We start from the raw sequence: 14,138 nt of genomic DNA on the forward strand, positions 1-14,138 counted from the left end.
TCATGCCACCTTGGCGTTGCCGGCCATGATCATGTGCGCGATGTCGTCGGCGGAGAGGTCGCCGAGCGGCCGGTCGACATATTTGCGGCCCGCCCCCATGATCACGACCCGGTCCGCCAGCGCGACCACATCGCGCATATTGTGGCTGATCAGGATGACCGTGCGCCCATCGGCCTTGAGCTTGCGGATCAGGTCGAGCACCAGCGCGCTCTCCTTGACGCCCAGCGCCGCCGTCGGCTCGTCCATGATGATGATCTCGGCGTTCCAGCGGAGCGCGCGGGAGATCGCGACCGCCTGGCGCTGGCCACCCGAGAGCCGCTCGACAGGGCGCGTCATGTCGGTGACCGCGGCCGAGAGCTGCGACAGGTAGCGCAGGGATTCCGCGATCATCTTCTTCTTGTCGAGTATGCGCAGGAAGGGCAGCAGGAATGGCTTCGTCAGCTCCGAGCCCATGAAGACGTTCTGGGCGATCGAGAGCCGGGGCGCGAGCGCGAGGTCCTGATAGATCGTCGCCACGCCATGGTCGAGTGCATCATGCGGCGAGCCAAAGGAGACCGGCTTGCCGCGCATGCTGATGGCGCCGGCGGTCGGCTCCTCGGCGCCCGAAATCACCTTGATCAGGCTCGACTTGCCGGCCCCGTTGTCGCCGCAGATCGCGACCACCTCGCCCGGGAAGATGTCGAGATCGACCTCGCGCACGGCGACGACAGCGCCGTAGCTCTTGCCGATGCCGCGCAGTGAGAGAAGGGGGGCGGGAGTGCTCATGGCTTGTTCCGACTGGATTGCGAGACTCGGTCGCCGCGACAGTCTCTGCCTTCTCCCGGATGGGAGAAGGTGCCCCGACAGGGGCGGATGAGGGACCGCCGCCACTCCATTCGGCACCGACCTGCCCTCACCCCTGCCCCTCTCCAATCCGGGAGAGGGGTTCCCCGCGCCTCCGTCATCACTTCAGGAACTTCTCGACATTCGTCTTGTCGACCAGCACGGCATCCGTGAACACATACGGCCCGCTCGCCACCGCCTCCTTCGGCTTTTTCTCGACGACGATGGTCTGGATCGCGTCGACCGCCTGCTTGCCCATCTCCTCGAAGGGGATCGCGACGGTGGCCAGGAAGGTCGAGGCCGGGTCGGCGATGCGGGCATAGGTCTCCTTGCCACCATCGACCGAGATCAGCGGGATCTGGCCCTTCTTCACGCCCTGAGCCTGCAGCAGGTCGTCGATGATGTAGGCCTGCCCGTCGAAGGACGCCCAGATGCCGTTGATCTTGCCCTGGTTCTGTAGCAGCAGTGCCTGCATGCCGGCGCGGACGTCGTCGCGCCAGCTCTGGGTGCGGGCCATCGAGAACTTGCCGAGTTCCTTCACCGCCTGATTCTCCGCCAGCACCGCATCGAGGATGCGGCCGCGGATACGCGAGGCAACATTGAGGTCGAAGCGGGCCGTGACGATGTTGCCCTGGTAGCCGAGCTGGCCGAGCAGGTAGAGTGCCGCATCGGCGCCGACCTTGTACTCGTTGGTCTGGATGTCGAACAGCGCATGCGGGCTCGAACCCGACTGCACAGTGATGACCGGGATCTTCGCGTCCTTGGCCGCCTTGAACTGGGCGTCAGCCTCGACCGGCTTGCCCATGGCGATGATGATGGCGTCGACCTTCTTGGCGATCAGCGCGTCGAACTGCTCGGCATGCTTGGGCAGCGCGCCCTCAGAGTTCAGCAGCGTCACGCCCCAGCTCTTGGCCTTGGCGGCAGCGGCAGCGGCGTTGGCGACGCGCGCATGCGTCTCCGACGAGAACTGGAAACCGATGATGCCGACCTCGAAGGCCTGCGCGGACTGGCAGGCTGCGACCAGCGCGGCCGCCGCGACGAGCATTCTCCTGAACCCGAACATGATGATGTCTCCCCTCGTTTTTGATTGTTTGCGAAATCGTCAGACCTTGAACGCCGCCTTCTTCATCGCACTGGCCGAAAAGGCCACGGACCCGATGATGATGGCGCCGAGAACGATGTCCTGAATGTAGTAGGGCGCGCCGAGCAGCACCAAGCCGTTGCCGAGCACCTTGAGCACCAGCGCGGCAAAGACCGTGCCGGGAATGTTCGGCTTGCCGGGCTCGAACATCGTCATCCCCAGCAGCACGGCAGCGATGGCGTAGAGCAGGTAGTCGCCGGCCATGTTCGGCGCGGCCGAGGACAGGTTGGCGGCGAGCAGCGCCGCCATCAGCCCAGCAAAGATGCCGGCCAGCAGCAACCCGATGCGCTTCATCCGCGCCGTGGCGATGCCGGCAAGCCGCGCCGCCTCGTCCGCCTCGCCGGTCGCGACCATATGCGCGCCGGTACGGGTCCATTTGACGAGGCCCCAGGCGAACAGGGTCGCTCCGGCCATCCAGAGCACGAGATTGGGAATACTGAGCGTGTAGCCGCGCGCCAAGCCGGTGAAGCCGACCGGCCAGCGCCCGACGAAAGCGACGCCCTGGGTGATCATGAAGGCGAGGCCTTTGGCGATGGCGGCCGTGCCGAGCGTCATGATCAGCGAGGGAATGCGCAGCACGGTGACGCCGTAGCCGTTCAGGCTGCCGAGCACGATGCCGACGGCAAGCGCCGCAGCGACCGCCACCCCCGGAGGATGTTGCGCATGGACGAGCCAGCCGCAGACGACCGCCGCCAGGCTCGCCATCTCCGCGATCGAGAGGTCGAGTTCGGCGACCGTGAAGGCGAGCGCGAAGCCGAGCGCCAGGATGGCGAGGAAGCTCGTATCCTTCAGCACGTTGATGATGTTGGTCGTGCTGGCGAAGTTCGGCGCGAAGATCAGGAAGAACAGGATCAGTGCGAGGCCTGCGATCGCCGTACCGTAGTGCCCGATCAGGGTGCGCAGATCGATGCGGCCCATCCGCGTCAGGCTCCCGCCGCGATCGTCGAGATCGGCTGGAGGATCTCGATGCCGCCGGTGATCGGGATCAGCGCCCCGGTGACGAAGGCCGCACCGGGCGAGAGCAGGAAGGCTATCACGGCGGCCACATCCTCAGCTTGTCCCAAACGTCCGAGCGGCGTGCGCACGGACGCGCCCTCGACCAGCGCGTCGAACCGCTGGGCGAAGCCGCCACGCACCATTGGCGTATCGATGATGCCGGGCGCAACCGCATTCACGCGGATCGCATGTCGCCCGAGTTGTTGGGCCATGCCGTAAGTGAGGGTCGCGACACCGCCCTTGGCCGAGCCATAGGCGAGGTTCGCGCCGCCATTGGCATGGGCGATCGAGGAGATGTGGACGATCGCGCCGCCCTCGCCCTGTGCGATCATCCGGCGCGAGGCGGCCTTGGAGATGCGGAAAACCGCCGAGAGGTTGATATCGACGAGCTTGTCCCACTCGTCGTGCTCCATCTCGACCAGCGGCACGGGGCGCGAGGCGCCGGCCCCGGTCACGAGATTGTCGAGGCGCCCGAAGCGCGAGACCGCGAGATCGACGCAAGCCTGGGCGAGATCGCGTTCGCGCATATCGCCGGCCAGCGTCGCGACCTCGCCGCCGCGCGCGCCGACCTCCTGCGCCACAGCGTCGAGCCCAGCCTGCTCGAGCCCCGACAGCAGCAGCCGGTGCCCCTGTCCCGCCAGCATCAAGGCGAGCGCGCCGCCAATGCCGCCGGATGCGCCCGTTACTAGGCTGACGGGGCTGGGTCGGTTCTCAATGCGGGCGACGCTCATCGGAAGCGATCCTCAAGGCGAAGGCGTGACGACGCCGGGCAGGAGACTGGAACCAAGCCCGATTGCGGCCAGGTCACCCGAAATCGGCGCGAGAGCCGCCTCGCTGCGCCGGTACAGCGCGAAGAGGCTGTCATAGGCAGCCTTGCGCGAAGGCTCGGGCTCGAAGCGCGCGGCCGGCGTGACCAGTTCGGCCTGCGCTTCCGTCAGCGAGGCAAAGCGCCCAAGCCCGGTCCAAGCGACGATAGCGGAACCCAGCAGGCCGGGCTCCTTCGAAGCCCCGACGACGATCGGCCGGCCGCAGATATCCGCCTTGATCTGGCTCCAGACCGGATTGACTGCCGCCCCACCGCCAAAGCGGATTTCGGCGACCGGGCCGCCGAGCGCGGCTTCCGCCCGCTCCAGCACGATCCGGTTCAGAAAGGCGACGCCCTCCAGCACCGCGAAAGCGAGGTCGGTTGCACCATGCTGGCGGTTGAGCCCGATCAGGGCGCCACGCAAAGAGGGGTTCCAGTAGGGCACGCGCTCGCCCTGGAGATAGGGCAGGAAGAGCAAGGGCTGGGGGTGGCGTCGGCCGGCGAGCAGAGCGCCGATCTCGCGCCCGACCGAGCTGGGCTCGCCACCCTCCCGCCCGAGCAGCGAGAGCAGCCATGAGACCGTGTCGGCGCCGTTCTGGCTGGGGCCGCCGATCTGCCAGAGCCCGCGCCAGTCGACGGTCAGCAGGCCCTCCGCCTCGACCGGCTCCAAGCCGACAGCACCGAGCACCTCCGTCGTGCCGGAGATGTTGTAGGCATAGCCCGAACGGAGCGCGCCAAGGCCTGCGACCGCGGCCCAAGTGTCGTTCGACGAGCAGAGCACCGGCACGCCCGCAATTCGGTCGAGCGGCGCCGGCAGGCCCGGCAGCACCGGCCCGACCGGCTCGCAAGGTTCCAGCATAGGCGGCAAAATCGAGGCCGGCAGCCCAATCGCGGCGAAGGGATCGATGCTCGATACGGTCTCCGCCGAGGCCAACAGCCGGGCCATCGAAACCGGGTCGCTCGCCTGCCGGCCGGTGAGGCGGGCATTCAGATAGTCCTTCGGCTCCAGCACGCAGGCCAGCGCGCGGAAGCTCTCTTCCTCCTCCGAGCCCAGCCAGGCGAGGCGGGCCAGAGGGTGGAAGGCATTGATCCGCGCGCTTTCCGGATGGGCGTCGGTTAGCTTATCGCGAAGCCGGGCGGCGGCAGCTTCCGAGCGGGTGTCCTTCCAGGTCATGGCCGGGCGCAACTGGCGCCCGTCGCGGCCGATGAAGACCTGCGTACGCGTCACCCCGCAGATCGCCACCGCCTCGATGGTGCCGAACAGTTCGGGCTCGGCCTCCGCGAGTTGTCCTGCGGACTCGACCAGAATGCGCCACCATTCGGTCGCGTCGATCTCGGACCAGCCCATACGATCGATGGCGGTCGGGCCGAGGATCATGCTTTCGGCGCGTGTCGCACCAGCCTCGTCGATCAGGGCCGCGCGGAAACTGGTGCCGCCGAGATCGCAGGCGAGGACAACGCTCATGGAACGCCCCCCGGCCCCTCGCGGCGCGTCGTGAAGCGATACATGTCGCCGCGGATCAGGTTGACGCTGACCTCGACGACCGCACCGACGCGGTCGCGCGAGATGCGCTGCGAACGGAAGACCGCCATCCCCGGCACGATGGCGAGATGGGCGGCTTCCTCGGGATCGGCGTTATGAGGCTCCAGCGTCTCCTCGACCGTGGCGACATGGACGCCGCGGCGATCCGCCAGGTAGCGATAGAGCGAGCCTTGCACGAGCGCCCCCGCATCGAGCTCGCCGAGGGTCGCGTGCCCGATCCGGGAATGCTGCAGCACCGCCGGCTCGTCATCGAGGTAGCCCAGCCGCGTCAGGTCGACGATCCCCTCCGCAGCGATATCGGCTCCGAACAAGGCGAACTCCACCGGACTGGCCGGCCGCCGGCCACAGGACAGGATCCGCGTGGTCGGCACGCGTCCTGCCCTCCGCGCCTCGGTGTGGAAATCGGTGATGCTGCCGAGATCCTTGGCGATGTGGCGCGGCCGATAGAACGTGCCCTTGCCCTGTCGGCGCTCGATCAGCCCCCGATCCTGCAACTGCTTCAGCGCGGCGCGGATCGTGGTGCGGCTCGCGTCATAGCGCTCGCAGAGCTCGTGCTCGGAGGGAACGGCTCTCGAATCGCCGCCATCGACCGCAAGGGCGAGTTCGAGGCTGCGAGCGATGTCGTGGTAGCGAACCAAGGGGCGGCCTCACCGGGGACGCGCCATCGAAGATACAAATCCGATACAAGTCAAGCGCTCCGGCGAGCGGCGAGGAGGATCTCGTCGACGAGGCGTTGCGAGGCGAGCGCCTCCTCGCCAGCGACGACCGGATCGCGCCCCGTCTCGACCGCGTCGAGGAAGTCGGCGATGACGGCGCGGTGGGCGTCGTGCGGGAAATCCATGATGTTGGCGCCGCTGCCGGTCGATCCCTCCGCCTCGACGATCTCCTCGCGCCCGTCGAGGAAGGCGAGACTGAGCCGCCCACCAATCAGGCTGGCATAGCCCTTCGTCCCGGTGATCTCGATACGCTCGGGATAGCCGGGATAGGCGGCGGTCGTCGTGATCAGCGTCGCCGGCGCGCCATTGCCTGTCTCCAGCAGGGCGGAGACATAGTCCTCGGTCTCCATGCGATGCAGCCCGGTCGTGCGGGCCTGCGCCGCGACGACCCGGGAGACGCCGACCAGCGAGCGGAACAGGTCGAGCGAGTGGATCGCCTGCGTCAGCAGCACGCCGCCGCCGTCGCGCGCCAGCGTGCCGCGACCCGGTTCGTCGTAGTAGCTCTGCGGCCGCCACCACGGCACGCTCAGGAACGCCGCTTCGATGCCGCCGAGTTCGCCGGCATCGAGCGCAGCCTTCAATCGAAGGCTCGCCGGACGGAAGCGATGCTGCAGCACCACGCCGAAGACCCGGCCGGTGCGCCGTGCGACATCAACCAGACGCTGCCCGCGCTCACTGGTCAGTTCGAGCGGCTTTTCGACGAGCACATGCTTGCCCGCCTCGAGGCAGCGCGCGGAGACGTCGAGATGGCTCGACGGCGGGGTCAGCACGATCACAGCCTCGACGGCGGGATCGGCGAGAACGGCGTCGAGATCCGTCGTCGTCGGGAACGGGAATTGCTGCGCGTAGCGTTCGGCGCGATCCGCCGTCCGACTGACGGCCCAGCGGACGTCCGCGCGGTCGGCCAGATCCAGCAGGCTCTTGGAATGCGGCAGAGACGCCGGGCCGAGGCCGATCACGGCGATGCCGAGCTTGCTTGTCATATCTGGCGATCCTCAGGAATGGACGACAGCCGGCTTCGCCGGCAGCCAGACCGCCTTGGCCTGCGCTTCCAGTGCGAGGCGGCAGACGGTGAAGGTGTGGCGCTGCGGCGCTGCGGTTTCGCCGCGCGCGCCGATATCGGCGATCAGGTTGCGGAAATAGGTCAGCGGCTCGCGCGAGGCGTCGATATGGCGGGTGCCGGCCCTGTCGACGAGGAAGACGTGGTCCGTGCCGGGACGGCCGGCGACGTCGACATATTTGCGCAGTTCGATCGTGCCCTGCGTGCCGAGGATCGTCAGGCGGCCGTCGCCCCAGGTCGAGAGCCCGTCGGCGGTGAACCAGTCGACGCGGACATAGCCGCCGGCCCGGTCGCTGCGCAGCAGGATCTCGCCGAAATCCTGGAAGTCCGGCAGGTCGGCCTCGCCGAAATGGCCGACGCCGGAGGCTACGATCTCCGCTTCGGTCGAGCCGGTGAAATGCAGGAACTGGTCGATCTGATGCGAGGCGATGTCGGTCAGGATACCGCCATAGAACGCTGCATCGAAGAACCAGCCGGGCCGGATCGTGCGATTGAGCCGGTGCGGCCCGAGCCCGACGGTCTGGACGACACGGCCGATCGCGCCATCCGCGATCAGCTTTTCGGCGATAAGCGTCGCCGGCACGACGAAGCGCTCGGAAAAGCAGACCGAGAAGATGCGGCCCGTTTCCGCGACCACGGCCTCCACAGCCGCAAGCTGATCGAAGCTGGTCACGCCGGGCTTGTCGACCATGACGTCCTTGCCGGCCCGCATCGCCCTGATCGCGAGCGCCGTGCGCTCGCTGGGGATGCCGGCGCAGACGATCAGATCGATCGAGGGGTCGTCGAGCAGACGTTGCGCCTCGACCGGACGCAGATCGGGAAAGCGCTCGCGGAAACCGGCGAGCACGCGCTCGTCGCTCGTCGCGGGGTCGAAGCCGGCGCATTCCGCGCCGGCCTCCAGCAAGCCTGCGACCATATGGTAGATGTGGCGATGGTCGAGGCCGATGGCAGCAAACCGCATCTGGACACGCCTTACTTTGGCGCGTGACCGACACCGATCTCCTGGTCCCAGCGTCGGAACGCCGCGACCAGACGTTCCGGCGTCAGCGGCGGCTTGGTCGGCAGGGTGCGGATCAGCTCGTCATATTTCGGGCGGCCGTATTCGGCGAGCACGTCGCGGCTCTCCTGTGGCGCCATGGCGAGCGTGATGCCTTTCACGGCCGGGCCGGGATAGAAATAGCCCTTGTCATAGGTCCCGGCCTGCGCCTCCGGCTTCAGCATGTAGGACATCAGCGCCAGCAGCGCCGTGACCTTGTCGGCCGGCACGCCCTTGGGGATGCACATGAACTGCGTATCCGGAATCCAGTGCGTGTTGGCGAGAACGAAGACCTCGGCCTCCTTCGGCACGATGCCGAGGACGCGCGGATTGATGTCCCAGCCCAGCGTCGAGACGATCACGTCGCGCGTGCCCTCGCCCAACTCCTTCATCGTCGCGGCGGTGCCGGCGGGGTAGTAATCGACGCCGGAGCCGAGCTCCTTGAGATAGGCCCAGCTCTTGTCCCAGCCCTTGATCGGATCGCTGGGGTCGGCATCGCCGAGAATGTAGGGCAGGCCCTGAAGCCAGGTCCAGCCGGGGCCGGAATTGACGGGCCTCGCATAGGTGAAGCGGTTCTTGTTCTGCTTGACATAAGCCAGCAGTTCCTCGGCCGTCTTCGGCACCGCCTTCAGGCGCGCCGGGACATATTCGAAGAGCGGGCCCGAGGGCGAGTAGGCCACGGCCACGCCTTCGTTCTGGCCGAAATTGCGCTGCATCATCAGCGCCTGCTCGTGATAGACGTCCTCGGCCTTGGGCAGGCTGGCGGTGTGCGACTTCCAGACGTCGATCCAGAGTCCTTGCTGGATGCCGTCCGACATCGCGCCGGGCCCGGTCAGCACGAGGTCGATATCGACACGGTTGGCCTGCTGCTGGGCCTTGATCTTGGCCGGCAGCTCCGGCGAGGGCGCGCGCGAGAAGTTCAGGCGCGAGATCAGCTTTGGGTTGTCCTTGGCGAAGCGTTCGATCGCCGCCTGCGTCAACTGCAGGTTGCCGGCGACGTCGATGATGTTGAGCGCGACTGGCGCGTTCTGTGCGTAAGCGCGGCTGGCGGCGAGGGCCGCAAGGCCGGCCGCGCCGGCAACCACGTTGCGGCGTGTCAGATGGGTCATGTCGTCTCCCTGGATCGAGACCTCTTCAAGCTTGCGAAATGCAGGCTGCGGGCTCTTGGCTGGGATACTAGTGCACCACGAAAGTGCGCGTCCAGTGCGCTGGACGCGGGTCGCGCCCGAGATCACGAGCAGACATTCCGCAGTCGGCCGCCCAGAGCCCGGCCCTCAACCCTGCTGCCGAAGCAGCGCTTCCGTGGCGCGGCCGAGTAGCGGCGCCGCCGCTCCATGGATCTCGTGAAGCTGGCTGGCCCGCACGCTCGCGAGTTCCGGTAGGGCGAGGCCGTCCATCGTGCCCTCAGCTCGCAGCAGCGCTGCGAAACGCGCCCAAAGCGCGGCATTGGCGGCGAAGGGGCCGCTGACGGCTATCCGCGTCGGAAAGAAGATGCGGCAGGCATTGGCGAGCGCCCGCGCCAGCAGCCGCGCGGCCTGGTCGATCTCCGCAAGACTGAGAAGATCGCGCCCCGCGAGCTGCCGGGCGAGGCGTGCCTCGTCCTCCTCCAGATCGGGCCAGCGCGCTCGCAGCGCCGGCAGCAGCGACCACAGCGCCGCCCCCGTCTCCAGGCAGCCGGTGTTGCCGCAGCCGCAGCGCCGCCCGTCCAGCGCCGAGAGTCGCCAATGGCCGATCTCGCCGAAGGAGCCGGCAGGCGCGAAGGGGCGTCCGTCCACCGCATAGGACAGGCCGATGCCCCAGCCCCAATGCAGCAGCAGCGTGCCGCCGGAGAACTGTTCGGGCTCGCGCACCGCCCGCGCCCGCAGTTCCGCGTCGAGATTGCGGCAGATCTCGACCGGGCCGGCGATCGGGGCGAGCACGGCCGCAACGTCGAGACCGCGCATGCGCGGCCAGCGCGAGGCCATCAGCCATTGCCCGCGCGGCAGGTCGATGAGCCCCGATAGCGAAACGGCCGTGCCGGCATGGCTCATGCCGGCCGGCATATGCGCAAGCAGATGCCGGGCGAGTTCGGCCATCACCGCGGCGATCGCATCGTTGTCGGCCTCGCTGTCGATCGTGATCGACCGCTCCGCCAGAAGATGACCGGACAGATCGACCAGCACGCCCGACAGCGATCGGCTCGAGACATAAACCACCGAGGCCCCGATGCGTCGCGTATTGGCGAGCAGCACGGCGGCTGGCCGCCCCCTCCCCGCGACCTCGCCCATCGTCTCGAGCAGGAGCCCACGCGAGACGAGATCGGCGACCACGCGCGATGTCGTCGTCGAGCGCAGGCCGAGTTGGCGGCCGATCTCGCTACGGGAATGCGCGAGGCCGCCAAGCACCAGCCGGTAGACCCGGGCGCAGTCGCGGTCATGGGCCGCGGCGAAGCCGCTGTCGTCGAAGGTTGCGAGGATCACGCTCTGCCCAATCCTTTATTCGAACGCAGAGGTTCAAAAATAGCTGTTGCCTTTCGAAGTGAGGCCCATAAGCTCTCAAGACGATATAAAAAACAATCACATAGGCAAAGGTTCAAAAATCGCATGGTCGATATCCGCATCGTCCCGGACAAGGCGACGCTCGGCGTGCAGGCCGCCGCGCTGGGCGCAAAGGCGATCCGCGAGGCGCAGGCCCGCTTCGGCCATGCCAACATCATCGTCGCGACGGGCGCGAGCCAGTTCGAGCTGCTGCAGAATCTGGTGATCGCCGAGGGGATCGACTGGACCAGGGTCACCGCCTTCCATCTCGACGAGTATGTCGGCCTCTCGGAGGAACATCCGGCGAGCTTCCGGCGCTATCTGCGCCTGCGCTTCATGGCACCGCTCGACAATGCGCCCGCCTTCGTGCCGGTCGACGGCGAGGGTGACGCCGAAGCGGAGACCGAGCGCCTCGACGCCCTGATCACCGGCAAGCGCATCGATGTCTGCTTCGCCGGCATCGGCGAGAACTGCCACATCGCCTTCAACGACCCGCCGGCCGATTTCGAGACCGATAAGCCCTATATCGTCGTGACGCTCGACGATGCCTGTCGCCAGCAACAATTCGGCGAAGGCTGGTTCCCGACCTTCGAGGCCGTGCCCGAGAAGGCGATCTCGATGAGCGTGCGGCAGATCCTGAAGAGCGAGCTGATCGTGCTTTCCGTCTCCGACACGCGCAAGGCTCAAGCCGCGAAGGACGCGTTGCAGGGTCCCGTCAGCAACCTGCATCCGGCCTCGATCCTGCAGACGCACGCGAACACCGTGCTGTTCATCGATCCGCCGGCCGCCGCCCTGCTGAATAAGCCTTGAGCGGGGCGGAGAGGATGCGGACACCCGGCCTCATCGATCTCCAGGTCAACGGCTTCGCCGGCATCGACTTCAATTCCGGCTCGGTGACGCCGGCCGAGATCGACCACGCGCTGGAGGCGATGCTCGCGACGGGCGTCACGCTCTGCCTCCCGACCATCATCACCGCCCATCAGGAAGAGCTGGAGGAACGCTTCCAGGCTCTCGATGCGGCGATCTCGGCGAGCCGGCTCGGCCCGCTGATGTGCCCGGGCTACCATCTCGAAGGGCCGTTCCTGAACCCGTCCCCGGGCTATGCCGGCTGCCATCCGCCGCAGGCCATGACGCCTGCCGACCCCGACCTCGTCGAACGGCTGGAAAGCCGCCTCGCCCGGCCGATCCTGATGGTGACGCTGGCGCCGGAGATCGACGGCGCGCAGGCGCTCGTTTCGGCTCTGGCCAGGGCCGGCCGCATCGTCGCGATTGGCCACAGCGCAGCCGATTTCGACCAGGTCGCCGCGGCCGCCGATGCGGGGGCCACGCTCTCGACCCATCTCGGCAACGGCATGCCGCAGCAGCTCCACAAGCTGGTCAATCCGATATTCGCCCAGCTCGCCGAGGACCGGCTCTGGGCGAGCTTCATCGCCGACGGCATCCATCTTCACCCGAAGGCCCTGCGTTCACTGATGCGAGCGAAGGGGCTCGATCGCTCCATTCTCGTGACCGACGCGGTTTCGGCCGCAGCATCGCAGCCGGGTAGCTATCCTTTCGCCGGCATGAGCGTGGACCTTCGCGAGGACGGTTCGGTGCGCCAGCCGAATGCTGCCAATCTCGCCGGCTCCGCGCTCTGCCTCGACCAGGCCGTCCGCAATCTCGTCGCCTGGGGACTGGCCTCGGCCGTCGAGGCCGTCGCGATGGCTTCCGACCACCCACTCGCCGCGTTGCAGCCCGCCCTGCGGGTGCGCGGCGTCGGGCTCGATCGCGGCGAGATCGACTGGTCCGACGACCTCGCCGTCACGCGTGTCCGTCTCGGCGCAATCGAGCGTCGCTTCGGTCATGCCACCAGACTGGATGCCCAACCCACGACCTGAACCGACCAACGCCTGAACCATAAAAGGGGAGAACATCAGATGAGCCGGAATCCGACAGGCCTCGACCGCCGCACCGTATTGGGCGGTCTCACCGCGATGGCGACGGGGAGGGGCGGCGCGCTCGCCGCCTCCCCGCCCCTGCCTTCCGCCCCGGTGGTCATCAGCATCATCGACGTCGGCGGCGCTCTCGCCCTGATGCAGAAGGCCTTCGAGGACTATCGCGCCGCCAATCCCAAGCTGGTCTCGCGCATCGCCTTCGTGAAGGCGCCGGCGCCCGAGCTCGCCAGCAAGATCAAGGCGCAGCAGGAGGCCGGGCGCGCCGATCTCGACCTCGTCCTGACCGGCAGCGATGGTCTCGCAGCGGGCCTCGACCAGAAGCTCTGGCAGAAGATCCTGCCCGACTTCGCCGACAAGTTTCCTAATATCGAGGCGAATTACGAGCCGGCTGCGCTCAACCTGCACAAGGTCCAGGGCGACGGTTTCGGTGTGGTGGTGAACTATTACCCCTCCGGCCCGCTGCTCGAATACATGCCCGCCCGGGTCAAGCAGGTTCCGACCACGGCCGAGGAGTTGCTCGCCTGGGCCAAGGCGAACCCCAACAAGTTCATGTATGCGCGGCCGACGAATTCCGGCCCGGGCCGCACCTTCATGATGGGCCTGCCCTACATCCTCGGCGACAAGGACCCGCAGGACCCGGTCGGCGGCTGGGACAAGACCTGGGCCTATCTCCAGGAGCTCGGCCAGTACATCGAGTATTATCCCGCCGGCACCGGCGCGACGATGAAGGAGTTCGGCGACGGCTCGCGCGACATCATCATCTCGACGACGGGCTGGGACATCAATCCCCGCGCGCTCGGCATCGTGCCAAAGGAGGCGAAGATCCAGACCCTCAAGGGCTTCCACTGGGTCTCCGACGCCTTCTTCATGTGCGTGCCCAAGGGCATCCCGAACGACCGGCTCGCCGTCGTGCTCGACATCATGGCCCATGTCCTGACCCCGAAGATGCAGGCCTATTCCTATGACGAGGGCTATCTCTATCCGGGCCCGGCGGTGAAGAACGTGCCGCTCTCGCTCGCGCCCGAGGCCAGCCAGAAGGTGATTGCCGAGTTCGGGCGGCCGGAATATGCCGATCTGATCGCCAACAACCCGATCGAGCTGCCGCTCAAGCCCGAGAAGATGGTCGTCGCCTTCCGCAAATGGGATGAACTGGTCGGGTCGAAGCGGGCGAAATAGGCGGGGAAAGTCCCGAGCGCTTCAACGCGTCGTCATTCCGGACAAGCCGCGAAGCGGCGCTGATCCGGAATGACGACGACAGATCGATCGCCGCCAGAGCCATGGCAATCAGGCTTCAGAAATCGCTGGCGATCCCCTTGACCTCCCAGTCGTCGTAGCGGACCGGATCGAGCCCGCCACGGCCGTTGATCTCGCGCTCCCCGGCAAGGTCCGAGGCCTTGGCGTCGAGCGCCGCGCGCCGCGCAGCGGCTTCCGCCAGCGCACGCTCGGCCGCCGGCGGCAGCTTGCGGGCAGGCGTCTCGGATCGCTCCGCCGCGGCGCTGGTCTCGTTCTCCCGGCTCATCGGCTCGCACTCTCTTGCAGGATCGGCATCGGCTTCACCACATAAGGCGC

General features: G+C 67.5%; 14 protein-coding genes. 3 read left to right on the plus strand and 11 right to left on the minus strand.

The genetic code is table 11. The features are described from left to right. The 10 genes from AC1RMY_RS20935 to AC1RMY_RS20980 form a co-directional block, all read right to left on the minus strand. The gene (locus tag AC1RMY_RS20935; protein WP_492867794.1) at window positions 1–765 is read right to left on the minus strand and encodes an ATP-binding cassette domain-containing protein; all 765 of its coding nucleotides are present in this window, start codon (window positions 763–765) and stop codon (window positions 1–3) included. A 178-nt stretch (window positions 766–943) separates the two neighbouring features. Then, complete coding sequence (locus AC1RMY_RS20940) at window positions 944–1,885, minus strand: sugar ABC transporter substrate-binding protein (RefSeq protein WP_492867796.1); 942 nt, start codon at window positions 1,883–1,885, stop codon at window positions 944–946. A 39-nt stretch (window positions 1,886–1,924) separates the two neighbouring features. Then, window positions 1,925–2,881, minus strand: coding sequence for an ABC transporter permease (locus AC1RMY_RS20945; RefSeq protein ID WP_492867798.1), 957 nt, complete (start codon window positions 2,879–2,881; stop codon window positions 1,925–1,927). 5 nt (window positions 2,882–2,886) lie between these two features. Then, a complete protein-coding gene (locus AC1RMY_RS20950; RefSeq protein WP_492867800.1) occupies window positions 2,887–3,690 on the minus strand; it encodes an SDR family NAD(P)-dependent oxidoreductase in 804 nt (267 codons plus the stop codon). 12 nt (window positions 3,691–3,702) lie between these two features. Beyond that, window positions 3,703–5,229, minus strand: a complete 1,527-nt coding sequence (locus AC1RMY_RS20955) for a xylulokinase (RefSeq protein WP_492867802.1) — start codon at window positions 5,227–5,229, stop codon at window positions 3,703–3,705. Continuing rightward, entirely contained in the window at window positions 5,226–5,945 is a 720-nt protein-coding gene (locus AC1RMY_RS20960; RefSeq protein WP_492867804.1) for a GntR family transcriptional regulator, read from the minus strand. The genes AC1RMY_RS20955 and AC1RMY_RS20960 overlap by 4 nt, the downstream gene beginning before the upstream one ends. A 50-nt stretch (window positions 5,946–5,995) precedes the next feature. Then, the gene (locus AC1RMY_RS20965) at window positions 5,996–7,006 is read right to left on the minus strand and encodes a Gfo/Idh/MocA family protein (RefSeq protein WP_492867806.1); all 1,011 of its coding nucleotides are present in this window, start codon (window positions 7,004–7,006) and stop codon (window positions 5,996–5,998) included. A 12-nt stretch (window positions 7,007–7,018) separates the two neighbouring features. Next, window positions 7,019–8,044: a Gfo/Idh/MocA family protein gene (locus AC1RMY_RS20970; protein WP_492867808.1), complete on the minus strand. Its 1,026-nt coding sequence runs from the start codon at window positions 8,042–8,044 to the stop codon at window positions 7,019–7,021. Between the two features lie 11 nt (window positions 8,045–8,055). Continuing rightward, entirely contained in the window at window positions 8,056–9,228 is a 1,173-nt protein-coding gene (locus tag AC1RMY_RS20975) for an extracellular solute-binding protein (RefSeq protein WP_492867810.1), read from the minus strand. A 165-nt stretch (window positions 9,229–9,393) separates the two neighbouring features. Next, a complete protein-coding gene (locus AC1RMY_RS20980; protein ID WP_492867812.1) occupies window positions 9,394–10,578 on the minus strand; it encodes an ROK family transcriptional regulator in 1,185 nt (394 codons plus the stop codon). 123 nt (window positions 10,579–10,701) lie between these two features. Between AC1RMY_RS20980 and AC1RMY_RS20985 the strand changes: the two genes are divergently transcribed. The 3 genes from AC1RMY_RS20985 to AC1RMY_RS20995 are packed head-to-tail and all read left to right on the plus strand — an operon-like array spanning window position 10,702 to window position 13,745. Beyond that, complete coding sequence (locus AC1RMY_RS20985) at window positions 10,702–11,445, plus strand: glucosamine-6-phosphate deaminase (protein WP_492867814.1); 744 nt, start codon at window positions 10,702–10,704, stop codon at window positions 11,443–11,445. 14 nt (window positions 11,446–11,459) lie between these two features. Next, the gene (locus tag AC1RMY_RS20990) at window positions 11,460–12,512 is read left to right on the plus strand and encodes an N-acetylglucosamine-6-phosphate deacetylase (protein ID WP_492867816.1); all 1,053 of its coding nucleotides are present in this window, start codon (window positions 11,460–11,462) and stop codon (window positions 12,510–12,512) included. A 39-nt stretch (window positions 12,513–12,551) separates the two neighbouring features. Beyond that, window positions 12,552–13,745 (plus strand): extracellular solute-binding protein, encoded by a 1,194-nt coding sequence (locus AC1RMY_RS20995; protein WP_492867818.1) that lies wholly within the window; start codon window positions 12,552–12,554, stop codon window positions 13,743–13,745. A 115-nt stretch (window positions 13,746–13,860) separates the two neighbouring features. Here AC1RMY_RS20995 and AC1RMY_RS21000 read toward each other — a convergent pair whose 3' ends face one another. After that, window positions 13,861–14,088 carry a DUF1674 domain-containing protein gene (locus AC1RMY_RS21000; protein ID WP_492867820.1) on the minus strand — a complete coding sequence of 76 codons (228 nt, stop codon included), beginning with the start codon at window positions 14,086–14,088 and terminating at the stop codon, window positions 13,861–13,863. Window positions 14,089–14,138: the final 50 nt, after the last annotated feature.

The organism is Allobosea sp. GW822-FHT03F07, from assembly GCF_058801345.1.